This is a genomic window from Stenotrophomonas sp. SXG-1, from assembly GCF_014083965.1.
Classification (GTDB): Bacteria; Pseudomonadota; Gammaproteobacteria; order Xanthomonadales; family Xanthomonadaceae; genus Stenotrophomonas; species Stenotrophomonas geniculata.
Genome location: NZ_CP046588.1, coordinates 2,930,966 through 2,954,743 on the forward strand (window position 1 = coordinate 2,930,966; position 23,778 = coordinate 2,954,743).

Below are 23,778 nucleotides of genomic sequence, written 5' to 3' on the forward strand. Positions count from 1 at the left end.
GCCAGGAGGAGATTGCCGGCCAGCGGCCGGCACGCCTGTTACTCGAACGAGCCGACCGAATCGTGGGCCAGGTTGTCGAAGCGGGTGTATTCGCCGAAGAACTTCAGCTTGCACGAACCGGTCGGGCCACCACGGTGCTTGCCGATGATGATCTCGGCCAGGCCCTTGTCCGGCGAATTTTCCTTGTTGTAGTAATCGTCGCGGTAGATGAAGACGATCATGTCCGCGTCCTGCTCGATTGCGCCCGATTCGCGAAGGTCGGCCATCACCGGGCGCTTGTCGGTACGTGTTTCCAGCGAGCGGTTGAGCTGCGACAGCGCGATCACCGGCACGTGCAGTTCCTTGGCCAGGCCCTTCAGCGAACGCGAGATCTCCGAGATTTCGGTCGCGCGGTTTTCGCTGTTGCCCGGCACGCTCATCAGCTGCAGGTAGTCGATCACCACCAGGCCCAGGTCGTGCTCGCGCTTGAGGCGGCGGCACTTGGAACGCAGCACTTCCGGCGACACGCCCGGCGTATCGTCGATGAAGATCTTGGTTTCCTTCAGCATCTTGATCGCACTGGTGACGCGGCTCCAGTCCTCGTCTTCCAGCTGGCCGGTACGCAGGCGCTGCGCGTTGATGCGGCCGTTGGAGGAAATCAGGCGCATCGCCAGCTGCGATGCCGACATTTCCATCGAGAACACCGCCACGCCCTTCTTCGATTTGATCGCCGCGTACTCGGCGATGTTCAGCGCAAAGGTGGTCTTGCCCATGGCCGGGCGCGCAGCCAGGATGATCAGGTCGGTCGGCTGCAGGCCGGAGGTCATCGCATCGAAATCGTTGTAGCCGGTCGGCAGGCCGGTGATGTTGCCGCCGTTCTCGAAGCGGCTGCGCAGCTCTTCGAAGGCATCCTTCAGTGCACCGGGCATCGCCACGAAATCGGTACGGCCGCGTGCGCCCTGTTCGGCGATGGCGAACACGCTCTTTTCCGCCGATGCCAGCAGCTCGCTGCTCTCACGGCCCTCAGGCTGGAAACCATCGTTGACGATGTCGGTGCCCACCTGGATCAGCTGCCGCAGCACCGCCTTGTCACGCACGATCTCGGCGTAGGCCACGATGTTGGCCGCCGACGGCGTGGTACTGGCCAGCTCGATCAGATAGGCACCATCGCCCACCAGTTCCATCTTGCCCTGTGATTCGAACCACTCGCCCAGGGTCACCGCATCGAACGGCCGCTCGCGCTCGGACAGCTCACGGATCGCGCGGTAGATCATCTGGTGGTCGCGGCGGTAGAAATCGCCTTCGGTCAGCTGGTCATTGACCCGGTCATAGGCCTCCGGGGCCAGCATCAGGCCACCCAGCACCGCCTGCTCGGCTTCCACCGAATGGGGCGGTACCCGCAACTGGTCGATGCGCGATTCGTCGCGATCGCGATCGAAGCCATCACCGCGCTCTCTGCGGTTGGAACGGAAGCCGGGGCGAGCGGACATGCTGCGGTGTTTCCTGCAAAAGTGGGCCGGACGAGTGTAGGCATGCGCCGACCCCGGCGGCCATGGACAAGCCTGTGGATAAGCCGTGGAGAAACGGGGGATATCCGCCGGTGCCTGGCCAGATTGGCGTGGGGGCGTCGCACTGCCTGCGACGGGCGCCGTTGCGGCACCCGAGCGGGCATTATCGCAGATGGGGGTGGCAACCGCTGGCGTCAATCGCCCTTGACGTGAACCGCGATCAGCGCCAGGAACCGGTCCACATAGTCCTGCAGGAACTTCTGCGTGCCTTCGTTGTGGACCGTGCCGTCGGCATCGATCAGGCCGTCCTTGAAATGGATGAACGCCTCGGGTTGGCCGAGCACGTGCATGTCCAGGAAGGCCAGGCTGTTGCGAAGGTGCTGCTGGGCCACGGCGGTGCCGATCTGGCCGATGGAGGCGCCGATCACCGCCGCCGGCTTGCCGGAAAACGCGCTGTCGCCATACGGGCGGGAGCCGATATCGATGGCGTTCTTCAGTACGCCGGGCACGGACCGGTTGTATTCAGGGGTCACGAACAGCACCGCGTCAGCGGCACGCACCTGATCCTTCAGCCGGGTGCCCTGCGGCGGGTACTGGCCATCGAAATCCTGGTCGTAGAGCGGGAGATCGCCGATCTGCACGTACTGGAAGCGCGCGCGGTTGCCAGCGATCTTCTCCAGCGCATGGGCCAGCCTGCGGTTGCAGGACTCCTTGCGCAGGCTGCCGACGAACACGGCGATGGTGGGGACGGACATAGGGACATACTCCTCACGGTGCGGGAGGCCCAGCCTAGACGCCGGGCCCGTGCCGTCCGGTGAAGATCAGCCGCCGGTCACGCCGGCCCGCACCTGCCGCCAATGCGCCTGCCAAGCCTGGAACATCAGCACGTTCCACAGGTGGGTATGCCACTTGCGCTGGCCGCCCAGGAACTGCTGCCACAGCGGCTGCACCGCCGCCGCCGACAACACGCCTTCGCGCTCCAGGCGAGCCGGCTGCAGCAGGTCTTCGGCCCACGGCCGCAGGTCGCCCTTCAGCCAGTCGCTGACCGGCGCACCGAACCCGCGCTTGGGCCGGTGCACCATCGACTGCGGCACGTAGCGGCCAAGAACGCGCTTGAGCAGCACCTTGCTGGTGGTTTCGCTGCGCTTGAAGCCCAGCGGCAGCGACCAGGCGAACTCGGCCACGCGCCAGTCCAGCAGCGGCGCGCGTGCCTCCAGGCTGACTGCCATCGAGGTGCGGTCGACCTTGCACAGCAGGTCATCCGGCAGGTAGGTCACGTAATCGGCCAGCATCATCGCGTCGGCCGGTGTGCCGGCGCCGTGCAACGGATCGGCCAGGTCGTAGAAGCTGCCGGCAGCCTGCGCGCCCGGCACTGCCGCCGTCGGGTCGCGCCAGCGCGAAATGCGGTTGCGGTACACGTCACCGATGCCACGCGCGCCGGACTCGGCCAACAGCGCGGCCAGGCCGCCGGTACGCGAGGCCTCGCCCTGCTGCTGGGAGCGCGCGCCCATCCAACGCCGCAGCGGCCCTGGCACGCGGCCCAGCATCTGCCAGTTGCGCAGCGCGCGCACATAGCGGGTATAGCCGAAGAACAGCTCGTCACCACCATCGCCGGACAGCGCGACGGTTACGCCCTGCCGCGCCAGGCGGGCGACCAGCGCGGTCGGCACCTGCGAGGCATCAGCGAAGGGTTCGTCGAACATTGCCGGCAACTGCGGCACCACCGCCAGTGCATCGGCACCGCTGACGTAGAGTTCGGTGTGGTCACAGCCCAGATGCGCGGCCAGTTCCTTGGCCAGCGGCGCCTCGTCGTGGCCCGAACCGGTGAAGCCGATACTGAAGCTGTGCACCGGCTGACCGCTCTGTGCCTGCATCAGCGCGGCCACCAGCGATGAATCGGTGCCGCCGGACAGGAACACCCCCACCGGCACGTCGGCCACCATGCGCAGCGCCACTGCGTCGCGCAGCAGCCCGTCCAGCTGTTCCTCGGCCTCCTCGATGCGGCCCTGGAACGGCGCGGCCAGCGCCGCCTGCATGCGTGCCCGCGCATCCCAGTACGGACGCTGCGCCTGTTCCGGGCGATGCGCCGATGCACCCGCCGCGACGGCTTCGGCATCCAGGCGCAGCACGCGGCCCGGCATCAGCTTGTAGCAGCGCTGGTGGATGCTGTGCGGGGCCGGAATGTAGTCCAACCGCAGCAACAGGGTCAGTGCGTCGCGGTCGATGTCGTTGTCGAACGCCGGGTGCTGCCACAGCGCCTTCAGTTCGGAACCGAACACCAGGGTGTCACCGGCCCAGCCGTAGTACAGCGGCTTCTTGCCAACACGATCGCGGGCCAGCCACAGGCACTGCTGCTGGCGGTCCCACAGCGCGATGGCGAACATGCCGTTGCAGCGCTGCAGGGTGTCCTCGATGCCCCATTGCAGGATCGCTGCCAGCAGCACCTCGGTGTCGGAGTGACCACGGAAGGCATGCCCCAGCGGCTCCAGTTCGGCACGCAGGGCGGCAAAGTTGTAGACCTCGCCGTTGTAGGCCATCACGTAGCGACCATCGGACGAGGCCATCGGCTGGTGGCCCAGCGGCGACAGGTCGAGAATGCTCAGCCGACGGTGCGCCAGCGCGATGCCTGCCCCGGCATCGGCCCAGCTGCCGCCATCATCCGGCCCGCGGTGGTGCAGCGCCTCGCCCATGGCCAGGACCTGCGCCTGCAGCACTTCGGCCGACGCCACAGGCGCCGGCAACAACATTCCCGCCAATCCACACATGCATCAAGGTTCCTGCGCCAGTTCAAGGGCGGCGCCAATCACCGCATTGTCGCTTGGAAGCCCGAACATTGCTGCCCCCGCCAGCGGGGTATAGGTATCGGCACCGCAGACCCGGCGCAGCGGCAGGTGGCCGAAACCGGCCTCGACCAGTGCCGTGACCACGCCCTCGCCCACCCCGCCACTGTGGCGGCCCTCGTCCAGCACCAGTACCCGCCGTGCACTGGCGGCCTGGCTGGCGATGAAGCCGGCATCCAGCGGCACCAGCCAGCGCAGGTCGACCACCCGCACCTGCCAGCCCAGCTGCTGCTCGATCGCCCGCGCCGCGCGCAGCGCCATCGGCACGCCGTTGCCATAGGTGTAGACCACCAGGTCGCCTGCCTCCGGCGCATAGACCCGCCCCTCGCCCGGTACCAGCGCCTGGCCCTGGGCCGGGTAGTCGAACAGCCACTGGCCATCGCCCGGCTCATGCAGGTCCTTGCTCATGTACAGCGCGATCGGCTCCAGGAACACCGCCACACGCCCATCCACCCGGGCCAGCGCCGCCAGCGTGCGCAGCATCATCACCGCATCGTCGCCACGCGACGGGCAACCGACTACCAGGCCGGGAATGTCGCGCAGCGCCGTGATCGAATTATCGTTGTGGAAGTGGCCGCCGAAACCCTTCTGGTATCCCAACCCGGCCACCCGCACCAGCATCGGGTTGCGGTACTGGTCATTGGAGAAGAACTGCAGCGAACACGCTTCGCCGCGCAGCTGGTCGATGGCGTTGTGCAGGTAGGCCAGGTACTGGATCTCCGGAATCGGCAGCATGCCCATGTTGGCCAGGCCCTGCGCCATGCCCAGGATCATGGTCTCGTCCAGCAGGGTGTTGAACACCCGGCGTGGGCCGAAGCGGCGCAGCAGATCCTTGGTGACGGTGTAGACACCGCCCTTCTGCGCGACGTCCTCGCCGAACAACAGGCTCTGCGGATACTTCGCCAGCAGTTCCTGCAGGCCGTGGTTGATCTGGATGGCGAGGTGCCGTGGCGCCTGCCGCTCAGGCAGGGTCTCTGCACCGCCATACAGCGCTTCGCGCATCTCGGCGGGCACCTCGCGCCGCGCTTCAGCCTGCACCGCCGCCGGTGTGTACGGCGCCAGCGGCGCCATCACGTCCTGCAGCGACTGCAGCGTCGGGTGGCCTTCGGCGTCGGCGGCCGCCGCCATGCAGCGCGCGCGCATCGTTTCGTAGGCCACTTCGATGGCGGCTGCATCCATCCAGCCCGATTCCATCGCGATCTGCGCCGAGCGCAGCAGCGGATCCTGCGCCTCGGCCGCGCACAGCTCCGGCAGCGCGCGCCATTCCACTTCAAAGTCGGTGCCGGCATGGCCCATCAGGCGCGTGGTACGCAGATGCAGGAAGGTCGGCCGCCGCGTGCGCCGGCAATGTTCCACCGCGGCCTGCACCTGGGCGTGCCCGGTGGCCAGGTCCAGGCCATCGGCGAAGAAATAGTCGAGCCCCGGCTGCCGGCTGAAGCGCTCGGCAATCCAGCCGTCCGGCGTCTTCACCGAAATGCCCAGCCCGTTGTCCTCGCAGACGAACAGGATCGGCGCCGGCAGCTTCTGGTAGGCCGACCACATCGCGGTATTGAACGCGGTCTGCGCGGTGGCATGGTTGGCCGAGGCATCCCCGAACGAGCACAGCACGATGCTATCGGTGGGAACCGGCAGCGCCTGCCCCAACCGCTTGCCGCTCTCGATGGCCAGCGCGGTGCCCAGCGCCTTCGGCAGGTGCGAAGCAATCGTCGAGGTCTGCGGCAGCACCCACAATGGCTTGCTGCCCCACACCTTGTGGCGGCCACCGCTGGCCGGATCATCCGCGCTGGCGGCGAAGGACAGAGCGGCATCGCGCAGCGGGTCGATACCCGGCACCTGGCGTGAACGCTCGGCCATGAAGGCACCGGAGCGATAGTGCAGGAAGGCGGGATCGGTATGCCGGCAGGCCCGCGCCAGCAGCGCATTGCCTTCATGGCCGGAGGAACCGATGGTGTAGAAGACCTTGTTCTGCACGCGCAGCACGCGTGCCATCAGGTCCAGCTGGCGGCTGGCCAGCTGCGAGTCGAACAGTTCGCCGAAAGCAGCGGCGGTGAGCGTGCTGCCCGGCAGGATCGGCGCATCCGGTGCCGGGCGCGGACGCGGGGTGCCGCGCCAGCCACGCACCGCATCGAGGAAGTTGACGTCGCACACTTCGGCGCGGTTGAGCACGCGCATGCGTGCGGGAATTGGATCTGGAACCACAGCGAACATCGAACACCCTCCGTGTCGTTGTTGCATTCCGCCGGGCATGGCCCGGCGCTACCCTGTGGGGGTTACCTTGGTGAGAGTCACGCGGCCTCGAATCGCGAGCGCACTTCGGCGGTCACCGCCGGCATCGGCAGGAAGCGCGGCTGCTCACGCACGCGCTGCAGCCAGGCGCGAACTTCCGGGAACGGCTCCAGGCTGATACCGCCCTCGCCCGCCACATCGGTATAGGCAAACAGGGCGATATCGGCGATGCCGTATCCGCTGCCGGTGAACCATTGCGCCTGGCGCAGGTGCTGCTCCATCACCGCCAGCGCGGTGGCCGCGCGCTCGTGCAGCCGTGGCAGTTCGGCGCGGCGCGGCGAATCGGGGGCGGTCCAACCGCGGATGAAGCGCGCCACTGCCACGCACGGCTCGTGCGTGTACTGCTCGAAGAACATCCAGCTCAACGCCTGCGCGCGCTCCCAGCCATCAGTGGGCAGGTACGGCGTGCCTTCGGCCAGCCAGAACAGGATCGCGTTGGATTCGGTCAGCACGCGGCCATCGTCGCGGACGATCAGCGGCACCTTGGCATTCGGGTTGAGCGCCAGGAATTCCGGGGTATGGGTCTGGCCGTGGGCACTGTCCACTTCCACCCAGCGGTAACGGCTGCCGAGCTGCTCCAGCAGCAGGCGGACCTTGTGGCAATTGCCCGAGACCGACATGCCATGCACCGTCAGCGGGACGCGCTCTTCCACCATTGCCTGCTCCATCACGTCCGGCCGGCGGCCGGCTGCGTGCAGTCTGGCAAGCACGCCGGTGAATGCCAAGCGCGGGTGCAGCATGCGGACAATCTGTAGAGCCGAGCCCATGCTCGGCTGCATTTGGCGAACGGCAGCCGAGCGTGGGCTCGGCTCTACAACCGTCAACGGCGCTGCCGCCACTGCTCGCGCGACTGGCCCCAGATCTGCATCGGCTTGTCGTTGTACGGCGCTGGCAGCTCCCCCATGCGCAGCATCGTGCTGCCGAGCTTGCGCGCGACCGCCCGCGAGTTGTCGTTGTTCTCGGCGATGGTGTGGATCACCTCATCCCACCCGAGCGTGTCGAACGCCCAGTCGATCGCGGCGACCGCAGCTTCCGGCGCATAGCCCCTGCCCCAGCTGGCATGGCGGATGCCCCAGCCGACCTCGGTACCGGGCCAGTCCTGCGGTTGCCAGGGACCCATGCGCCCGATCCAGTCACCGCTGGATTTCTCGATCACGCTGAACATCGAGAAGCCAAACAGCTGCCAGGCGCCGGCCAGGCTGCAGAAGCCGCGCCAGGCCACCGAAGGCGGCTGCACGCCACCGAGGGTGCGCATCGTTTCCTCGTCGGCGCAGAACGCCAGGTAAGGTTCGTAGTCCTCGCGCAGCAGTGGGCGCAGGATCAGGCGCTCTGTTTCGATGCGCAGGTCGAAGATGCTCATGCCGGCTCCATGTCGAAGGAAGCGTCCATGATGGTGGATTCGCGCTCCGCGCGGATGAATTTCGCCGGCTGCAACGAAACGGGCCGGCATGAGCCGGCCCGTGGGGTACTGCATGCTGCTTCCAGATTACTGGCGCGTGGTGGCCGCCGTGGCACCGGCGGCAGCGGTCTGCGTGACCAGCTGCCCATCGACCACCGGCAGGCGATCGCTGGCCGGCTTGTTGTCCATGCGCACGGTCTTCTCGGCGCCGTCGTAGCGGTAGGTCACGTTGTAACCCTTCACCACGTCGTTGGTGCCCATGGCGATGCGGTTACCCGGCTTGCTGGCCATGCGCATGGTGCCGGTGGTGCCGTCCTCGTTGCGGTAGGTCACGTTGTAGCCGGTAACACGGCTCGACTCGGAGGTTGCGGTCTCGGTGTGGCACTGGCGCTCGGTACGGTTGACCACGCGGCCACCCACGTGGCGCTTGTCGATCTGGTTGCCGATGAAGCCACCGGCCACGGCACCGGCCGCGGTCGCGGCCTTCTTGCCGTTACCACCGCCGACCTGGTTGCCCAGCAGGCCACCCACCACAGCACCGACCACGGTGCCGCCGACGTTGCCGTCACGTTCCGGCAGGCGCTCCTGCACCGTCACGTCCTGGCAGACTTCATGCGGTGTCTGGGTGGTGGAGGTCTCGCGCACCGCATCGGTGCCGATCACGGTGGCGTAGGCCTTCTGCTTCTCGGTGATCGGGTCGACCTTCAGCACATCGGCATATTCCAGCCCACGCGGTGCCGACGGGTCGAGCGTGTCACCACGCGCGCCATCGTCAGTGGCGTTGCCATCGACCAGGCGCGATTCGCCATTGGGGGTTCCGGCGCTGATGGAATCAGGCGACGTGTCGCCGCTCTTCATGAAGGCGGCGGTGGCGATACCACCGACCAGCAGCGCGCCCGCTGCGACCAGGACAGTTGTAGTTGTGCTTTTCATGACCTGCTCCTTGCGGACCATCCGCAACGTTCTCGGACCAGATTGCAGCATGCGCTGCCTGAACGGAATCTCCACATTTCCTGCTCATTCCCGTAACCCATTCAGCATCGGGAAATGCTGGGCCCGTGGTAGCGTTTGCATATTCCCCAGGAGGACCCCCGCCATGGCCAACCCGATGCTGCTGCCGGTACTGCAATGGGCGCGCCGGCTGCGCTACCCCACCCTGTTCAAGCTCACCGCAGGCCTGTTCGTGCTGACCCTGTTCATCCCCGACCCGATCCCGTTCGTCGATGAACTGGTGCTCGGCTTCGGCACCCTGCTGCTGGCAAACTGGAAAAGCCGCAACACCGCCACAGCGCCGCCGTCGCTGGAACAGCGTTGAGCTTGCTGGTCGACAGCCACTGCCATCTCGATGCCGGCGGGTTCGACAGTGACCGCGCCGCCGTGATCGCACGCGCGCAGGCCGCTGGCGTGCGCCTGCAGGTGGTGCCGGCGGTGACGGCGGCCAGCTGGCCGAAGCTGCGGGAGGTCTGCCAGCAGGCGCCGGGGCTGTACCCGGCCTACGGCCTGCACCCGATGTTCCTGTCCGAGCACCGGCCCGGCCACCTGCCGCTGCTGCGCGAGTGGATCGAGCGCGAACGCCCCTGCGCGATCGGCGAATGCGGCCTGGACTTCTTTGTCGAAGGCCTGGATGCCGAGACGCAGCAGGCGTACTTCATCGGCCAGTTGCAACTGGCCCGTGAGTTCGAGCTGCCGGTGATCGTGCATGCGCGGCGCGCGGTGGACGTGGTGATCGCCGCGATCCGTCGCATCGGCGGCCTGCGCGGCGTGGTGCACAGCTTTTCCGGCAGTCCGGAACAGGCGGCACAACTGCACCGGCAGGGCTTCCTGCTCGGGCTCGGCGGCCCGTTGACCTACGAACGCGCGCAGCGCCTGCAGCGGCTGGTGCGCGACATGCCGCTGGAACAGCTGCTGCTGGAGACCGACGCGCCCGACCAGCCTGACGCCGGCATCCGCGGCCAGCGCAACGAACCGGCACGGCTGGCGGTCATCGCCCGCCACGTGGCCGCGCTGCGCGGGATGGAGCTGGACGCAGTGGCCCAGGCCACGACGGAGAACGCACGACGCCTGTTCGCGCTGCCGGCAATGTAACGGTAGGTGCCGGCTGTTGGCCGGCACGATCCATCACACCTCGCTGGCCTCTACCGCTTCGGCCTTCACTTTCTTCGGCTCCAGCAGCATTTCCAGCGCCTTGCCCACCGCCGCGAACGCGAACGCGCCAGTGATATGGGTCGCCGCACCCAGGCCGGCGCCACAGTCCAGCTTCAACGCCGCATCGGCGCCAAGGTTCGGGCGGATGCCACAGACGCTGCCATCAGCCTGCGGATACTTCACGTTCTCCAGCGAATACACTGCCGGCACACCGAAATAGCGCTTGGCGTTCTTCGGGAAATTGAACTCGCTGCGCAGCTTCTTGCGGATCAGCGCCAGCATGGCGTCGTGCTCGGTGCGCGAGACGTCGCGGATGCGCACCAGGGTCGGATCGGTACGGCCACCGGCGGCACCGACGGTCAGCAGCGACAGCTTGCGCCGACGGCACCAGGCAATCGTCTCGACCTTGACCCGGAAGCTGTCGCAGGCATCGATCACCAGATCGAAGCCCCGGTCCAGCAGCTCCGCCATGTTCGACACGGTCAGGAACGCCTGCACGGCATCGACCTCGATATCCGGATTGATCGCGCGGCAGCGCTCGGCCATCGCCTCGGCCTTGTTGCGGCCGTAGTTGCCTTCCATCGCCGGCAGCTGCCGGTTGGTGTTGGAGACGCAGATGTCATCGGCATCGATCAGGGTCAGGTGGCCCACCGCCGAGCGGGCCAGCGCTTCCACCACCCATGAGCCGACGCCGCCCATGCCCACCACCGCCACGCGGCTGCCCTGCAGGCGCTCGAGCGCACCCACGCCATACAGCCGTTCGATGCCGGCGAAGCGTTGTTTGACCTGTTCATTCATCCCGCTATTTTAACGTGCAGGCGCCAGCGCCTGCAGCGCGCCGGCATCGAACCCACCTTTGCACGCCCGGAGAGCCCGCCATGAACGCCAGCCCACCCCGCCGCCCGTCCACCGCCTACCGCTATCTGTTCGTGCTCGGCCTGGGACTGTTGATCGGCCTGATCGCCACGGTGATGGTGGGCCGCGCCCTGCAGGCGCGCCGCGACCCGTTCCCGGACAGCCTGATGCAGGTGATGCAACGGCAATCGCAGCTGCTGCAGCAGGCCCAGCAGCAGAACCGCTGCAGCCTGGCCGACAGCGTGCCGCGCCTGCAGGCCCTGCGCCTGCTGTCCAACGACCTCGATCTGGCCTTTCCCGGGCTGAAGGACAACGCGCAGTTCCAGCAGCATGCCAGCCAGCTGCGTGGCAACCTCAACGCCGCCCTGGCCGCGCCGCCCAGCGACTGCACGGCCCTGGCCCAAGTGGTGGAAACCGTGCAGGCCGACTGCCGCGCCTGCCACCAGGACTTCCGCTGAGCCGCATTCATCCTGCAGCCGGGCAAGGCATGCACGGTTGGCGCGTCGTTCACGTTCGAAAGGAGACGATTCGTCCACCCTGCTGCATGACGCAGTACCACCCCAGACACCCGCCTTCACGGCCAGGAGACGCCCCATGAAGATCCAGCTCATTGCCGCCAGCGCCATCGCTACCCTCGCCCTGGCAGGCTGTGCCACCTCCCCTGGCTACGGCGGTGGTGGTTACAACAACGGCTACAACAATGGCGGCTACGGCAACAACGGCGGTTACAACCAGGGCCGCTGCGCTGACTGCGGCATCGTCACCCGCATCAACACCGTGCAGTCCGGCCGTACCGCCCCCAGCGCGACCGGCGCGATCCTGGGCGGCATCGTCGGCGCCGTGGCCGGCCACGAGATCTCCGACCACACCGGTGGCAGCCGTGGCAACAAGAACATCGCCGCCGCTGCGGGCGCAGTCGGTGGCGCGCTGGCCGGCAACCAGATCCAGAAGAACGTGACCAGCGACACCTACGACATCAGCGTGCGCATGGACGATGGCCGCACCATCGTGGTCAACCAGCGTGACCTCGGCGGCATCCGCGAAAACACCTACGTGCGCGTGGTCAACGGCAAGGTCATCCTGCGCTGACCCGCACCGGGCCATGCGCAACGAAAAAGGCCCGCTTGCGCGGGCCTTTTTCATGCCGACAGGCGGCGGGCATTACACCGGCTGCACCTTGTCAGCCTGCAGACCCTTCTGGCCCTGCACGACTTCGAAGCTCACAGTCTGGCCTTCCTTGAGGCTCTTGAAGCCCTGGGTCTCGATGGCGCGGAAGTGCACGAACACGTCCTCGCCATTCTGCCGGCTGATGAAGCCGAAGCCCTTCGCATCATTGAACCACTTTACGGTACCGGTCTCGCGATCAGCCATCTCACTAACTCCCTTTGACTCTCTCTTGTTGTTGGAAACGCCTGGTGGGCGGCTGACAAGCAAGGGGGAAGCGAGGTGCATCGATGCAGCGGATCGGGAAGATCTTGCTTCATCAGGCCACGATCCACGGTGACCTTGCCAAGCTCAGCGACTGCAACTTAACCCGCCCAAAACGAAAAAGCAACTGGCAAAATCTTTCACTGTCAACCCCAAAACGGCCACCATACGGGACAGCATGGGACTCTCATTCATCTTATATCTGCTAGCGGTCATTTTTGTCCTGGTCGGCATCGCCGGAATCATCCTGCCAGCCCTTCCCGGCATCCCGCTGGTATTCATCGGACTGCTGCTGGCGGCCTGGGCCGACGGCTTCGCCCATGTGGGCTGGCCAACCCTGGTCGCACTGGGTGTACTGACCGTGCTCTCGCTGCTGGCGGACGTGCTGGCCACGGTGGTGGGCGCACAACGGGTGGGCGCCAGCCGGAAGGCGCTATGGGGCACGTTCGTCGGCAGCATCGTCGGCCTGTTCTTCATGCCGATCGGCCTGTTCGCCGGCCCGTTGATCGGCGCCCTGCTCGGCGAGTACTGGCACACCCGCGAGCTGGGCCGCTCGACAAAGGTCGGCCTGGCCACCTGGCTCGGCATCCTGCTCGGCCTAGCGCTGAAGCTGGCGGTGGTGATCGCGATGCTGGGGCTGTTCGCCTTCGCCTGGTTCCTGTGACCGGTGCAGCCTTCACGCTACACGCACGCAGTGGCCGTGCATAAACCGTAGGGGCTGGCCGCGATCCGGTACAGCCGCCACACTGTGCGATTCCCGTATTCACCGAAGGGCCTGCTGGAATGACCCTCCCCCCGCTGCTTCCCCGCCTCGCGCCGCTGGCGCTGGCCCTGGCCAGTGCGCCGCTGGCCGCGCAGGAATTCGTGCCCAGCACCGACACTACGCCGGCGGCGTGTGCCGCCATCACCACCGACGCCGCGCGCCTGGCCTGCTATGACCGCCTGTTCGCGCACACCCCGCAGGCCACGGCCGCAGCCGACGCCGCTGCCGAGGCGGCCGCGCAGGCCCGTCGCGAAGAGCGCCAGACCGCACGCGTGAGCCAGGGCGAAGAGAAACTGCGCGAACGGGTCAGCGACCTGTTCCGTCCGGCAGCACCGGACAGCGCGCTGGCCAACGCCGGACGCGGTTCGCTGCTGGACAGCCGCTGGGAGCTGGCCGAGGACTCCAAGCTGGGCCCGTTCCAGCTGCGTGCCTACAAGCCGGTATACCTGCTGCCGGCGTTCTGGACCAGCGACCGCAACACCACGCCGCATTCGCCGAACCCGGCCAACACGGTCACCACCCCGCAGGTGCTCGACAGTGCCGAACTGAAGTTCCAGATCAGCTTCAAGACCAAGATCGCCGAGAACCTGTTCGGCGACAACGGCGATATCTGGGCCGGCTACACCCAGAGCTCGCGCTGGCAGGCCTACAACGGCGAGGATTCGCGCCCGTTCCGCGAAACCAATTACGAGCCGGAAGTGATGATGGTATTCCGCAACGGCTACTCGATCGGTGGCTGGCGCGGGCGCATGACCGGCATCGCACTGAACCATCAGTCCAACGGCCGCGCTGATCCGCTGTCGCGCAGCTGGAACCGGGTGATGCTCAACATCGGCCTGGACCGTGAGAACTGGGCACTGGTGCTGCGTCCGTGGTACCGCATTCCCGAGACCCGCAGCGACGACAACAATCCGGACATCGAGGACTACATGGGCCGCGGTGACGCGACCTTGACCTGGAACCGCAACGGCCATGAAGTCTCGCTGATGGCGCGTCATTCGCTGCGCACCGGCAGCCGCTCGCACGGCGCCCTGCAGCTGGATTACGGCTTCCCGATCAGCAACCTGCTGCGCGGCCATGTGCAGATCTTCGACGGCTACGGCGAAAGCCTGATCGACTACAACCACAAAGCCACCTACGTGGGTGTGGGCGTGTCGCTGCTGGAGTGGTTCTGATGGACGTGACGATCTGGCATAACCCGGCCTGCAGCAATTCGCGCGGCGCCCTGAAGCTGATCCGCGATGCGGGCTTCGAGCCGGAGGTGATCGAGTACCTCGGCAATTCCCCCGATGTGGCCACACTGCGCCAGGTGCTGGCCGAATCCGGATTGAGCGCGCGTGATCTGGTGCGCAGCAAGGAATCGCAGTTCGCCGAACTGGGCCTGGAAGATGCGGACGAGGCCACGCTGCTGGCCTCGATGGCCGAACACCCGCGCCTGATCAACCGCCCCTTGGTGCGCACGCCCAAGGGCACACGGCTGTGCCGCCCGCCGGAAACGGTGCTGGAGATCCTCTAGCCCGAAAAAAAGGGGACGGAGGGAATTAAGTCGTTTGTGCACAAACGACTTAATTCCCTCCGTCCCCTTTTTTGGTTATCGCCAGTCGGTGATGCCCTCGCGGCGATACACCTCGGCGAACGCCGGGCGCGCCTTCATCGACGTGGCATGCGCCTTCAGCACCGGCCAGGTGTCGCTGGGCTTCGGCATGCCGCGCGACCAGCGCATCAGCATCACCAGCATGTAGTCGACCACGCAGGGCGTGGCGCCCAGCAGGTAGGGACCATGCACCTGCAGGTGCGTGGCGACATGCTGCCAGGCCGCTTCAAGGCGCTGACGGGCCATCTCGCGGCTCGCCTCGATATTCGCCTCCCCCGCCATTTCATGCGGGTAGAACCAGGCGCGATAGGCGGGCTGCAGCGTATTGGCACACCAGAACATCCATCGGTAGGCCTCGGCACGCTGTGGCGTGCCCACCGGGGGCAGCAGGTTGGCGCCCGGATGGCGATCAGCCAGATACAACGCAATGGCCGCCGCTTCGGTCAGTACCAAGCCATCGATCAGCAGCGTCGGCACCACACCGGCCGGATTCAGCGCCAGGTACTCCGCCGACTTGTGCTCGCGCGCGTCGAAATCCAGCAGCACCAACTCGTGCTCGATGCCCAGCTCGATCAACAGCCAATGCACCACGAGGGCGGCAGTACTGGTCGAACCATACAGCGTGGTGCTCATGCGGAAGATCCTGTGCAGGTGGATCCGCCGATTATGCGCCCGCGCGCGCGATCGTTGCTCAGCCGCAGCTGCTCATGCAGGAATCCCGGCGTTCGCCACAGGACATCATCGGCGCGCGCATCGTGCAGTCATGCGCCTTCAGTTCGCAGGCACGGCGCAGTTCGGGGTTGGCAACGTCCTTGCAGCGCTTGTCCGGCGCAGGCACCGCCTGCTGCTCGCAGCTGAAGGCACTATTGCCGGTGCTGCCCCGCGCCATGCAGCTGCGATAGTCGGCCTGGCACTGCATGCGGCACTGCGAGGAGGCGGAGAAATCCGCACCTTCATAGGATGACGTTGTGCTGCAGCCGGCCAGGACCAGCAAGAACACAGCCGCGACGGATCGATGCAGGCGCATGGGCACATCCAGTGCAGGGGAGTGCCGACCCTAGCAGACTACGGTTACTCGTGTATGCACCTACGCGTGCCGCGATCAGTACACGGGAGTACCGGTGTCGGTGCGGACGTCATTCACGGTACCGCCGCAGGAGAGCAGGCACTGGGCGTACGGGGCACTGCATGAAGGAAGCGCCGGGGGACCGCAGTAGTTGCCGGCACCGTTGCCCCCTTCGCAGTTGTGCCGCTGCTTGTCGTCGGCGATACCACTGCAACGGCTGATGATCCGGCTCTTCTCGCTTTCGCAGCTCCGCTGATCCGATTCGGCACGGGCGCGGTTGTGGAAGTCGCACGTCGCCTTCTGGCTCTCGCAGACCGACGCGCAGATCTTCCCCGCTTCGTGGGTGGGTGGCTCGACGAAATAACGTGGCCCGCAGGCGCTGCACGCCAGCGTAGCGACCAGCAACACGAAAACACGCGACCACCGCAGCACGATGGACTCCCTTCCAGTACGCCGGCCAGTACGCTAGCAGAGCAGGCCACGCGCGGGCAGGCTGCACACAACAACGGCGCCACGCGGGCGCCGTTGCCTGAAACGGAAGCGGAAGACTTACTCCACCACCACCGGAATCTTGCCGATGCGGGCCTGCCATTCGCGCGGGCCGGTCTTGTGTACCGATTCGCCAGTGGAATCCACTGCCACGGTCACCGGCATGTCCTGCACGGTGAACTCGTAGATCGCTTCCATGCCCAGATCAGCGAAACCGACCACCTTGGCCGCCTTGATCGCCTTGGACACGAGGTAGGCCGAACCGCCGACCGCCATCAGGTAGGCCGACTTGTGCTTCTTGATCGCCTCGATTGCGGCCGGGCCGCGCTCGGCCTTGCCGACCATACCCAGCAGGCCGGTCTGCGCCAGCACCTGCTCGGTGAACTTGTCCATACGGGTCGCCGTGGTCGGGCCGGCCGGGCCCACCACTTCGTCGCGCACCGGATCAACCGGGCCCACGTAGTAGATGAAACGCCCCTTCAGGTCGACCGGCAGTTCCTCGCCCTTGTTGAGCATGTCGACCATGCGCTTGTGCGCGGCGTCACGGCCGGTCAGCAGCTTGCCGTTGAGCAGCAGGGTCTGGCCCGGCTTCCAGCTGGCCACGTCCTCCGGCGTGATCGTGTCCAGGTCCACCCGGGTGCCCTTGGACGCGTCATAGGTCAGCTTCGGCCAGTCTTCCAGCGACGGCGGGTCCAGCATCACCGGGCCGCTGCCGTCCAGGGTGAAGTGCGCGTGGCGGGTGGCCGCGCAGTTCGGGATCATCGCCACCGGCAGGTTGGCCGCGTGGGTCGGGTAATCGTTGATCTTGATGTCGAGCACGGTGGTCAGGCCACCCAGGCCCTGCGCACCGATACCCAGTGCATTGACCTTCTCGTACAGCTCCAGGCGCAGCTCTTCGATGCGGTTGGACGCACCACGGGCCTGCAGCTCGGTGATGTCGATCGGCTCCATCAGCGCTTCCTTGGCCAGCAGCATCGCCTTTTCGGCGGTGCCACCGATGCCGATGCCGAGCATGCCCGGCGGACACCAGCCGGCGCCCATGGTCGGCACGGTCTTCAGCACCCAGTCGACGATCGAGTCGGACGGATTGAGCATGGCGAACTTGGTCTTGGCTTCCGAGCCACCGCCCTTGGCGGCGACGATCACGTCGACCGTGTTGCCCGGCACCACCTTGACGTTGACCACGCCCGGGGTGTTGTCCCTGGTGTTGATGCGCTTGCCGGCCGGATCAGCCAGCACCGAGGCGCGCAGCTTGTTGTCCGGGTGCATGTAGGCGCGGCGCACGCCTTCATTGGCCATGTCTTCCACGCCCATGGTGGCGTCATCCCAACGCACGTCCATGCCGATTTCCAGGAACACGGTGACGATGCCGGTGTCCTGGCAGATCGGACGGTGGCCTTCGGCGCACATGCGCGAATTGATCAGGATCTGCGCCATCGCCTCCTTCGCGGCCGGCGACTCCTCGCGCTCGTAGGCGGCGGCAAGGTTCTTGATGTAGTCGACCGGGTGGTAGTACGAGATGTACTGCAGCGCGTCGGCGATGGACTGGATGAGGTCTTCCTGCTTGATCGATGTCACGTCTTGCTCGCTTGCTCGAGGCTGGCGGGGGTAATCCGCCCATTTTACCCCCTCCCCCGGCCGCGGGGTGGTCGTGCCGGCCGCCGGCCGGCACTATCCGCGCAAGCCCTCTGTCACGCCATGCGCCACTGCGGCGTCCTTGCCCACATGAACGCCGAAACCGCTTTCCAGACCCACCGCCCGCGCCTGATGGCCCTGGCCTACCGCCTGCTCGGCAGCCGCGCCGACGCCGAAGACGTGGTCCAGGATGCCTGGCTGCGCTGGTCCGGCGCCGACCCGGCGGCCGTCCGCGACCCCGAAGCCTGGCTGGTCACCACCACCACCCGGCTTGGCCTGGACCGGCTGCGCGCGGCCAAGCGCGAGCGCATGCACTACGTCGGCCCCTGGCTGGCCGAGCCACTGGCGGTCACCCTGGAGCCCGACCCGGCGCCCGGCCCGGCGCAGCTGCATGCGCTGGCCGACGATGTCTCGGTCGCCTTCCTGACCCTGCTCGAACAGCTCGGCCCCGAGGAACGCGCCGCCTTCCTGCTGAAGGAGGCGTTCGACCACGACTACCGCGAAATCGCCGACCTGATCGGCCACAGCGAAGCCAACTGCCGGCAGCTGGTGCATCGGGCCCGGCAGCGCCTGCAATCCGGGCGCCCACGCTTCAATGCCGATGCCAGCCAGCACCGGCAGCTGCTGGCGCGCTTCATGGATGCCTCGCAGCGCGGCGACAGCGAAGCAATCCAGGCCCTGCTGCACACCAACGCGCAGCTGGTCTCCGACGGCGGCGGCGTGGTCACCGCAGCGGTACGCCCGCTGCTGGGCGCCGAGCGCATCGGCCGCCTGTTCTGGGCCATCGCACGTCGTGGCGCGGTGCATCCGGCGCAGCTGGGCTACGTCAACGGCGAGCCGGCGATCCTGCGCTTCCATGGCGATCGGCTGCACTCGGTCACCACCATCGAAGTGGCCGATGGCCGCATCGCCAACGTGTACAGCGTGCTGAATCCGGAAAAACTGCCGTCGGTTGTCACGCGCGATGGCGGTGCGGCGTCCTGGTAATGAAAGGCGGCCAACGTGGCCGCCATGGAGCCGAAAATGTCCGACCACGCCTCTCCCCGCGTCCCCTACACCCGCCTGGCCGCCGAGGCCTTCAAGGGCCTGTTGGCCACCAGCCAGGCGGTGCATGACAGTTCGATCGACCCGACCCTGATGGAACTGGTGTTCCTGCGCGTGTCGCAGCTCAACGGCTGCGGCTACTGCATGGACATGCACGGCACCGCGCTGCGCAAGGGCGGCATCGAGCCGCGCAAGCTGGACACCCTGCCCGCGTGGCACGAAAGCCGCTTCTTCGATGCACGCGAACGCGCAGCACTGGGCTGGGCCGAGGCGCTGACCCGTTTGACCGACGGTGCGCCGTCGCAGGCGGCGTTCGATGCGTTGGCGCCGCATTTCGATGAGAAGGGCATCAGTGACCTGAGCATGGGCATTGCCGTGATCAACGCCTGGAACCGATTGGGCGCGGGCCTGCTGCCACCGCTGCCGTAAGAGGGTTTTGTTGGCCGGGCTGCCGCCCGGCACCCGCAGAGGCAACAACCAGAGCAACATCAAAAGCCGGCGCTACTGTGGGTTGGCGGGGCGGGTCAGGTCGCAGGGGACGCTGCAAGTACGTCCATGTAAGCTCGGTCGCCGCATCCGTGCGACTCACGCCCCTGCGACCTGACCCACCCCGCCCTCGACAGACTTCTACTGCTGATGGCAGGTGTCGACCTTGGTCGACACGGTAGATCCACGCCATGCGTGGATACGGGGGGCTGGATCCCTTCGCTTTGCAAAGGGATCTGATCCCGGTGCCGGCCACACGGCTGCACTGACCCCATCTGCACGCGTCCGACGCGCACAATACGCGCATGCCTGCTACCCCCACCGCTGGCGCTGCCGCCGCGAAGAAACCCAGCCTGCGCCAGCGCTTCAGGGCGATGCGCAACCTGCCGCCTTTCCTGCGCATGGTCTGGCAGACCAGCCCTGCGCTCACCCTGGCCAGCCTCGGGCTGCGCCTGATCCGTGCACTGCTGCCGGTGGCGATGCTCTACGTCGGCAAGCTGATCATCGACAGCGCCCTGCACCTGAGCCAGCACGACGCTGGCTTCCCGCCGCTGGGCGAAGCGCTGTCCAGCGGCGTGCTGAATCCGTTGCTGGGCCTGCTGGCGCTGGAATTCGGCCTGGCCATCGCCTCGGACCTGCTCGGCCGGCTGGTCAGCTACGCCGATGCCCTGCTCTCGGAACTGTTCGCCAACGTCACCAGCATCCGGCTGATGGAACACGCGGCAACGCTGGATCTGGAGGACTTCGAGGATCCGGACCTGCAGGACAAGCTGGACCGCGCGCGGCGCCAGACCATGGGCCGGATGAACCTGATGAGCCAGCTGTTCGGCCAGGTGCAGGACGCGATCACCGTGGCCAGCCTCGCCGTCGGCCTGCTGGTGTACGCGCCGTGGCTGATCCTGCTGCTGGCGCTGGCACTGGTGCCGGCCTTCATCGGCGAATCGCACTTCAATGCGGCCGGCTACAGCCTCAACTTCCAATGGACGCCTGAGCGCCGCCAGCTCGACTACCTGCGCCAGCTCGGTGCCAGCGTGGAAACGGCCAAGGAAGTGAAGATCTACAACCTGCACCGCTTCCTGGTGGAACGCTACCGGCGCCTGTCGGTGGCGCTGTTCCAGGCCAACCGGGCGCTCGCCCGGCGGCGTGCGTTCTGGGGCACGCTGCTGGCCGCGCTGGGCACGCTGGGCTACTACACCGCCTACGCCTATATCGCCTGGCGCACGGTGCGCGGCGACTTCTCGATCGGCGACCTGACCTTCCTTGCCGGCAGCTTCCTGCGCCTGCGCCAGCTGCTGGAAGGCCTGCTGATCGGCTTTTCGCAGGTGGCCAGCCAGGCGCTGTACCTGGATGACCTGTTCTCGTTCTTCCAGATCGAGCCGGAAATCCACTCGCGGGAAGGCGCCGTGCGCGTGCCGCAGCCGATCCGCCAGGGCTTCGTGTTCGAGAACGTCGGCTTCCGCTATCCCGATGCCGAGCAGTGGGCGGTGCGCCATCTGGATTTCCAGCTGCACGCCGGCGAAGTGCTGGCCCTGGTCGGCGAGAACGGAGCGGGCAAGACCACGCTGGTGAAGCTGCTGGCGCGGCTGTACGAGCCGGACGAGGGCCGCATCCTGCTCGATGGCCGTGACCTGCGCGACTACGACCTGGACGACCTGCGCGCCAACCTCGGGGTGATCTTCCAGGACTTCGTGCGCTACAACCTCAGCGCCGGCGAGAATATCGGCGTCGGCCAGGTCGAGGCGATGGACGACCAGGCACGCATCGCCGACGCCGCGCGGCGCGGCATGGCCGAGGACGTGATCGACGACCTGCCCGGCGGCTACGACCAGCTGATCGGCCGCCGCTTCAAGCAGGGCGTGGACCTGTCCGGTGGCCAATGGCAGAAGATCGCCATTGCCCGCGCGTGGATGCGCAATGCGCAGGTGATGATCCTGGATGAGCCAACCGCAGCGCTGGATGCCCGAAGTGAGTTTGAAGTGTTCCAGCGGTTCAGGGAACTGGCGGATAATCGCACCGCAGTATTGATTTCCCACCGTTTTTCCTCGGTACGCATGGCCGATCGCATCCTGGTGCTGGCCGATGGCCGCATCGAGGCCAGCGGCACCCATGAGCAGCTGATGGCCCAGGGAGGACGGTACGCCGAGCTGTTCGAGCTGCAGGCAGCGGGTTACCGCTGAGAACGCCTCTCGTTCCGCCTAATGAGAACCTGTCTCATTTGAGATAGAATCACCCCCGACGACTTTCGATAGATACGCCCATGTCCTCCGCTTTCGGCGCCGAAACGGTGCTTGAGGTCCGTCACTGGACCGATGCCTACTTCAGTTTCACCACTACCCGCGACAGCGGCTTCCGCTTCGAGAACGGCCAGTTCGTGATGATCGGCCTGGAAACCGAGGCGCGGCCGCTGCTGCGTGCGTATTCCATCGCCAGCGCCAACTGGGAAGAGCACCTGGAGTTCTTCAGCATCAAGGTGCAGGACGGCCCCCTGACCTCACGTCTGCAGCACATCAAGCCAGGCGACAAGGTGCTGGTCGGCAAGAAGCCCACCGGCACCCTGCTGATCAGCGACCTGCACCCGGGCAAGAACCTGTACCTGCTGGGTACCGGCACCGGCATGGCACCGTGGCTGTCGGTCATCAAGGACCCGGAAACCTACGAGCGCTTCGAGAAGGTGATCCTCTGCCACGGCGTGCGCTACGAAAAGGACCTGGCCTACCGCGATTACTTCGAGAAGGAACTGCGCGAGCATGAGTTCCTGGGCGAGATGATCGGCGACAAGCTGCTGTACTACCCGGCGGTCACCCGTGAGCCGTTCGCCAACCAGGGGCGCCTGACCCAGCTGATGGAAAGCGGCGAGATGCAGCGCACCCTCGGCCTGCCGGAACTGAGCCCGGAAAACGACCGCGCGATGATCTGCGGCAGCCCGCAGATGCTGGCTGATCTGCGAACTGTGCTCGATGCCCGCGGCTTCCAGGTCTCGCCGCGCATCGGCCAGCCGGGCCACTATGTCTTCGAGCGCGCGTTCGTCGAGAAGTAAAGCGCGGGGCACCGACCCCGCCTCTGCACCCGACCTGTTGCATACCCTGCGCATTGCCGGCATGGTCCGCCACACACGGGCCGATGGCCCTCCTGGGGAATACACGGATGATGGACACATGGATCCCGCACCGGATGCGGGCGTGGGCGATTGCCGGTCTTCTGCTGGCGGCGGCTCCGGCGTGGGCTGCGCCGCCCGCCCGTGGCGACGTGCCGCCGCAGGCACTGGGCAACGACCGCAAGGGCAATCCGGTCAATCTGGCCGAGCAGCGCGGCAAGGTCGTGATCGTGACCTTCTGGGCCTCCTGGTGCGGCCCCTGCCGCAAGGAACTTCCGATCCTGGCCCATCTGCAACAGGTGGTCGGCGAGGACGCGTTGAAGGTCTACGCGGTCAACTGGGGCGAACCCCGACTGGAAGTCAGCCGTCTGATCCGTCAGCGCGACTGGCCGAAGCTGGAGTACCTGCATGATCCCGGCGGCGCGCTGGCCGAGCAATTCGGCATCGTCGCAGTACCCCACATGTTCATCGTCGGCCGCGACGGCACCGTCGCCCATGCCCACCGCGGCTACAGCGAGGCCAGCCTGCCGCAGATCATGCAACAGGTGATCGATGCACTGCCCGAAGAAGTGCGCAACCGCGAGGCAGGCGCAGCAGCGCTGGGGCACTGACTACGTACATCGCCTCCTGCGCGAACAAGGCGTGTTACAACACCGCTTCGATCTCGTCGCGCAGCTGCTCCGGCCTGGTGGTGGGCGCATGCCGCGACACTACCCGCCCCTGGCGATCGACCAGGAACTTGCTGATATTCCACTTGATACGGGCACTGCCAAGCAGGCCGCGCTTCTCGCGTGACAGCCAGGCCCACAAGGGATCAGCCCCCTCGCCGTTGACCTCGATCTTCTCCGACAGCGGGAAGCTGACCGGATAATCCAGCGAACAGAACTGGCGGATCTGCGCGGCGTCGCCGGGCTCCTGCGCGCCGAACTGGTTGCATGGGAAGCCGATCACCACCAGGCCGCGCTCGCGGTAGTCCTGCCACAGCTGCTCCAGCCCGGTGTACTGCGGGGTGAAACCACAGCGGCTGGCCACGTTCACCAGCAACAAGGGACGGCCCCGGTACTGATCCAGCACCTGCGGCTGGCCGTCGAGGTCACGGAAGCTGAAATCGTAGGCGCTGGTCATGATGGCGGGCCGTGGGCGGTGAATGCATGGTACCCGCGCCCG

The 23,778-nt window shown here is 66.7% G+C and carries 25 protein-coding genes and 1 pseudogene; 12 read left to right on the plus strand and 14 right to left on the minus strand.

What is annotated here, in order from left to right; all coding sequences use genetic code 11:
- Positions 1-38 precede the first annotated feature (38 nt).
- The 7 genes from GOC52_RS13455 to GOC52_RS13485 form a co-directional block, all read right to left on the minus strand.
- On the minus strand, positions 39-1,469 hold the full coding sequence (locus GOC52_RS13455) for a replicative DNA helicase (RefSeq protein ID WP_010486827.1): 1,431 nt from the start codon (positions 1,467-1,469) through the stop codon (positions 39-41).
- A gap of 212 nt (positions 1,470-1,681) precedes the next feature.
- A complete protein-coding gene (locus tag GOC52_RS13460) occupies positions 1,682-2,242 on the minus strand; it encodes an NADPH-dependent FMN reductase (RefSeq protein WP_010486825.1) in 561 nt (186 codons plus the stop codon).
- A 66-nt stretch (positions 2,243-2,308) separates the two neighbouring features.
- The gene (asnB, locus tag GOC52_RS13465; protein WP_010486823.1) at positions 2,309-4,252 is read right to left on the minus strand and encodes an asparagine synthase (glutamine-hydrolyzing); all 1,944 of its coding nucleotides are present in this window, start codon (positions 4,250-4,252) and stop codon (positions 2,309-2,311) included.
- A gap of 3 nt (positions 4,253-4,255) precedes the next feature.
- Positions 4,256-6,535 (minus strand): thiamine pyrophosphate-dependent enzyme, encoded by a 2,280-nt coding sequence (locus GOC52_RS13470; RefSeq protein ID WP_191849643.1) that lies wholly within the window; start codon positions 6,533-6,535, stop codon positions 4,256-4,258.
- A 77-nt stretch (positions 6,536-6,612) separates the two neighbouring features.
- A complete protein-coding gene (locus GOC52_RS13475; RefSeq protein ID WP_029380098.1) occupies positions 6,613-7,269 on the minus strand; it encodes a glutathione S-transferase family protein in 657 nt (218 codons plus the stop codon).
- A 164-nt stretch (positions 7,270-7,433) separates the two neighbouring features.
- Positions 7,434-7,973 (minus strand): GNAT family N-acetyltransferase, encoded by a 540-nt coding sequence (locus tag GOC52_RS13480; protein ID WP_010486816.1) that lies wholly within the window; start codon positions 7,971-7,973, stop codon positions 7,434-7,436.
- A 126-nt stretch (positions 7,974-8,099) separates the two neighbouring features.
- Positions 8,100-8,945 carry a glycine zipper 2TM domain-containing protein gene (locus GOC52_RS13485; protein WP_010486814.1) on the minus strand — a complete coding sequence of 282 codons (846 nt, stop codon included), beginning with the start codon at positions 8,943-8,945 and terminating at the stop codon, positions 8,100-8,102.
- Positions 8,946-9,108: 163 nt separating this feature from the next.
- Between GOC52_RS13485 and GOC52_RS13490 the strand changes: the two genes are divergently transcribed.
- Both GOC52_RS13490 and GOC52_RS13495 read left to right on the plus strand, forming a co-directional pair.
- Entirely contained in the window at positions 9,109-9,327 is a 219-nt protein-coding gene (locus tag GOC52_RS13490; protein WP_010486812.1) for a DUF6116 family protein, read from the plus strand.
- Positions 9,324-10,097, plus strand: coding sequence for a TatD family hydrolase (locus GOC52_RS13495; RefSeq protein ID WP_010486810.1), 774 nt, complete (start codon positions 9,324-9,326; stop codon positions 10,095-10,097). Before GOC52_RS13490 ends, GOC52_RS13495 begins: the two co-directional genes overlap by 4 nt.
- A 33-nt stretch (positions 10,098-10,130) precedes the next feature.
- On the opposite strand, the gene GOC52_RS13500 is transcribed toward GOC52_RS13495, so the two are convergent.
- Positions 10,131-10,955, minus strand: coding sequence for a tRNA threonylcarbamoyladenosine dehydratase (locus GOC52_RS13500; RefSeq protein WP_191849645.1), 825 nt, complete (start codon positions 10,953-10,955; stop codon positions 10,131-10,133).
- Positions 10,956-11,035: 80 nt separating this feature from the next.
- On the opposite strand from GOC52_RS13500, the gene GOC52_RS13505 reads away from it, so the two are divergent.
- Together GOC52_RS13505 and GOC52_RS13510 are read left to right on the plus strand one after the other, a co-directional pair.
- Positions 11,036-11,470, plus strand: a complete 435-nt coding sequence (locus GOC52_RS13505) for a cytochrome c (protein WP_043401586.1) — start codon at positions 11,036-11,038, stop codon at positions 11,468-11,470.
- 136 nt (positions 11,471-11,606) lie between these two features.
- Positions 11,607-12,101, plus strand: a complete 495-nt coding sequence (locus GOC52_RS13510) for a glycine zipper 2TM domain-containing protein (RefSeq protein WP_010486804.1) — start codon at positions 11,607-11,609, stop codon at positions 12,099-12,101.
- Positions 12,102-12,173: 72 nt separating this feature from the next.
- On the opposite strand, the gene GOC52_RS13515 is transcribed toward GOC52_RS13510, so the two are convergent.
- Entirely contained in the window at positions 12,174-12,383 is a 210-nt protein-coding gene (locus GOC52_RS13515) for a cold-shock protein (protein ID WP_010486802.1), read from the minus strand.
- A gap of 235 nt (positions 12,384-12,618) precedes the next feature.
- Between GOC52_RS13515 and GOC52_RS13520 the strand changes: the two genes are divergently transcribed.
- The 3 genes and pseudogenes from GOC52_RS13520 to arsC all read left to right on the plus strand — a co-directional run bounded on the left by GOC52_RS13520 (position 12,619) and on the right by arsC (position 14,719).
- Entirely contained in the window at positions 12,619-13,104 is a 486-nt protein-coding gene (locus GOC52_RS13520; RefSeq protein WP_010486801.1) for a DUF456 domain-containing protein, read from the plus strand.
- Positions 13,105-13,505: 401 nt separating this feature from the next.
- A pseudogene (locus GOC52_RS13525) lies at positions 13,506-14,378 on the plus strand (phospholipase A); the annotation flags it as partial.
- On the plus strand, positions 14,378-14,719 hold the full coding sequence (gene arsC, locus GOC52_RS13530; protein ID WP_191849647.1) for an arsenate reductase (glutaredoxin): 342 nt from the start codon (positions 14,378-14,380) through the stop codon (positions 14,717-14,719). The pseudogene GOC52_RS13525 and the gene arsC, both read left to right, overlap by 1 nt.
- 75 nt (positions 14,720-14,794) lie before the next feature.
- Here arsC and GOC52_RS13535 read toward each other — a convergent pair whose 3' ends face one another.
- From GOC52_RS13535 to GOC52_RS13550, 4 genes are all read right to left on the minus strand, one after another.
- On the minus strand, positions 14,795-15,430 hold the full coding sequence (locus GOC52_RS13535) for a glutathione S-transferase family protein (protein WP_049409309.1): 636 nt from the start codon (positions 15,428-15,430) through the stop codon (positions 14,795-14,797).
- 58 nt (positions 15,431-15,488) lie between these two features.
- Positions 15,489-15,824, minus strand: coding sequence for a hypothetical protein (locus GOC52_RS13540; protein WP_043401568.1), 336 nt, complete (start codon positions 15,822-15,824; stop codon positions 15,489-15,491).
- Between the two features lie 75 nt (positions 15,825-15,899).
- Positions 15,900-16,295 carry a hypothetical protein gene (locus GOC52_RS13545; protein WP_053443290.1) on the minus strand — a complete coding sequence of 132 codons (396 nt, stop codon included), beginning with the start codon at positions 16,293-16,295 and terminating at the stop codon, positions 15,900-15,902.
- A 117-nt stretch (positions 16,296-16,412) separates the two neighbouring features.
- Entirely contained in the window at positions 16,413-17,930 is a 1,518-nt protein-coding gene (locus GOC52_RS13550) for a fumarate hydratase (RefSeq protein ID WP_010486788.1), read from the minus strand.
- Between the two features lie 147 nt (positions 17,931-18,077).
- On the opposite strand from GOC52_RS13550, the gene GOC52_RS13555 reads away from it, so the two are divergent.
- The 5 genes from GOC52_RS13555 (at position 18,078) to GOC52_RS13575 (ending at position 23,222) form a co-directional block, all read left to right on the plus strand.
- Positions 18,078-18,974 (plus strand): RNA polymerase sigma-70 factor, encoded by an 897-nt coding sequence (locus tag GOC52_RS13555; protein ID WP_191849650.1) that lies wholly within the window; start codon positions 18,078-18,080, stop codon positions 18,972-18,974.
- 36 nt (positions 18,975-19,010) lie between these two features.
- On the plus strand, positions 19,011-19,460 hold the full coding sequence (locus GOC52_RS13560; protein ID WP_049398766.1) for a carboxymuconolactone decarboxylase family protein: 450 nt from the start codon (positions 19,011-19,013) through the stop codon (positions 19,458-19,460).
- Positions 19,461-19,822: 362 nt separating this feature from the next.
- A complete protein-coding gene (locus GOC52_RS13565; RefSeq protein ID WP_126559429.1) occupies positions 19,823-21,694 on the plus strand; it encodes an ABC transporter ATP-binding protein in 1,872 nt (623 codons plus the stop codon).
- Positions 21,695-21,774: 80 nt separating this feature from the next.
- Positions 21,775-22,554: a ferredoxin--NADP reductase gene (locus tag GOC52_RS13570; protein ID WP_010486777.1), complete on the plus strand. Its 780-nt coding sequence runs from the start codon at positions 21,775-21,777 to the stop codon at positions 22,552-22,554.
- A 110-nt stretch (positions 22,555-22,664) separates the two neighbouring features.
- Positions 22,665-23,222: a TlpA disulfide reductase family protein gene (locus GOC52_RS13575; RefSeq protein WP_227852243.1), complete on the plus strand. Its 558-nt coding sequence runs from the start codon at positions 22,665-22,667 to the stop codon at positions 23,220-23,222.
- A 34-nt stretch (positions 23,223-23,256) separates the two neighbouring features.
- On the opposite strand, the gene GOC52_RS13580 is transcribed toward GOC52_RS13575, so the two are convergent.
- Complete coding sequence (locus GOC52_RS13580) at positions 23,257-23,736, minus strand: glutathione peroxidase (RefSeq protein WP_191849652.1); 480 nt, start codon at positions 23,734-23,736, stop codon at positions 23,257-23,259.
- Positions 23,737-23,778: the final 42 nt, after the last annotated feature.

Bases quoted from the DNA above. Each gene is read 5' to 3' on its own strand.
- GOC52_RS13455 (WP_010486827.1), bottom strand. From the start codon at position 1,469: ATGTCCGCTCGCCCCGGCTTCCGTTCCAACCGCAGAGAGCGCGGTGAT.
- GOC52_RS13460 (WP_010486825.1), bottom strand. From the start codon at position 2,242: ATGTCCGTCCCCACCATCGCCGTGTTCGTCGGCAGCCTGCGCAAGGAG.
- asnB (WP_010486823.1), bottom strand. From the start codon at position 4,252: ATGTGTGGATTGGCGGGAATGTTGTTGCCGGCGCCTGTGGCGTCGGCC.
- GOC52_RS13470 (WP_191849643.1), bottom strand. From the start codon at position 6,535: ATGTTCGCTGTGGTTCCAGATCCAATTCCCGCACGCATGCGCGTGCTC.
- GOC52_RS13475 (WP_029380098.1), bottom strand. From the start codon at position 7,269: ATGGTGGAAGAGCGCGTCCCGCTGACGGTGCATGGCATGTCGGTCTCG.
- GOC52_RS13480 (WP_010486816.1), bottom strand. From the start codon at position 7,973: ATGAGCATCTTCGACCTGCGCATCGAAACAGAGCGCCTGATCCTGCGC.
- GOC52_RS13485 (WP_010486814.1), bottom strand. From the start codon at position 8,945: ATGAAAAGCACAACTACAACTGTCCTGGTCGCAGCGGGCGCGCTGCTG.
- GOC52_RS13490 (WP_010486812.1), top strand. From the start codon at position 9,109: ATGGCCAACCCGATGCTGCTGCCGGTACTGCAATGGGCGCGCCGGCTG.
- GOC52_RS13500 (WP_191849645.1), bottom strand. From the start codon at position 10,955: ATGAATGAACAGGTCAAACAACGCTTCGCCGGCATCGAACGGCTGTAT.
- GOC52_RS13505 (WP_043401586.1), top strand. From the start codon at position 11,036: ATGAACGCCAGCCCACCCCGCCGCCCGTCCACCGCCTACCGCTATCTG.
- GOC52_RS13510 (WP_010486804.1), top strand. From the start codon at position 11,607: ATGAAGATCCAGCTCATTGCCGCCAGCGCCATCGCTACCCTCGCCCTG.
- GOC52_RS13515 (WP_010486802.1), bottom strand. From the start codon at position 12,383: ATGGCTGATCGCGAGACCGGTACCGTAAAGTGGTTCAATGATGCGAAG.
- GOC52_RS13520 (WP_010486801.1), top strand. From the start codon at position 12,619: ATGGGACTCTCATTCATCTTATATCTGCTAGCGGTCATTTTTGTCCTG.
- arsC (WP_191849647.1), top strand. From the start codon at position 14,378: ATGGACGTGACGATCTGGCATAACCCGGCCTGCAGCAATTCGCGCGGC.
- GOC52_RS13535 (WP_049409309.1), bottom strand. From the start codon at position 15,430: ATGAGCACCACGCTGTATGGTTCGACCAGTACTGCCGCCCTCGTGGTG.
- GOC52_RS13540 (WP_043401568.1), bottom strand. From the start codon at position 15,824: ATGCGCCTGCATCGATCCGTCGCGGCTGTGTTCTTGCTGGTCCTGGCC.
- GOC52_RS13555 (WP_191849650.1), top strand. From the start codon at position 18,078: ATGAACGCCGAAACCGCTTTCCAGACCCACCGCCCGCGCCTGATGGCC.
- GOC52_RS13560 (WP_049398766.1), top strand. From the start codon at position 19,011: ATGTCCGACCACGCCTCTCCCCGCGTCCCCTACACCCGCCTGGCCGCC.
- GOC52_RS13565 (WP_126559429.1), top strand. From the start codon at position 19,823: ATGCCTGCTACCCCCACCGCTGGCGCTGCCGCCGCGAAGAAACCCAGC.
- GOC52_RS13570 (WP_010486777.1), top strand. From the start codon at position 21,775: ATGTCCTCCGCTTTCGGCGCCGAAACGGTGCTTGAGGTCCGTCACTGG.
- GOC52_RS13575 (WP_227852243.1), top strand. From the start codon at position 22,665: ATGGACACATGGATCCCGCACCGGATGCGGGCGTGGGCGATTGCCGGT.
- GOC52_RS13580 (WP_191849652.1), bottom strand. From the start codon at position 23,736: ATGACCAGCGCCTACGATTTCAGCTTCCGTGACCTCGACGGCCAGCCG.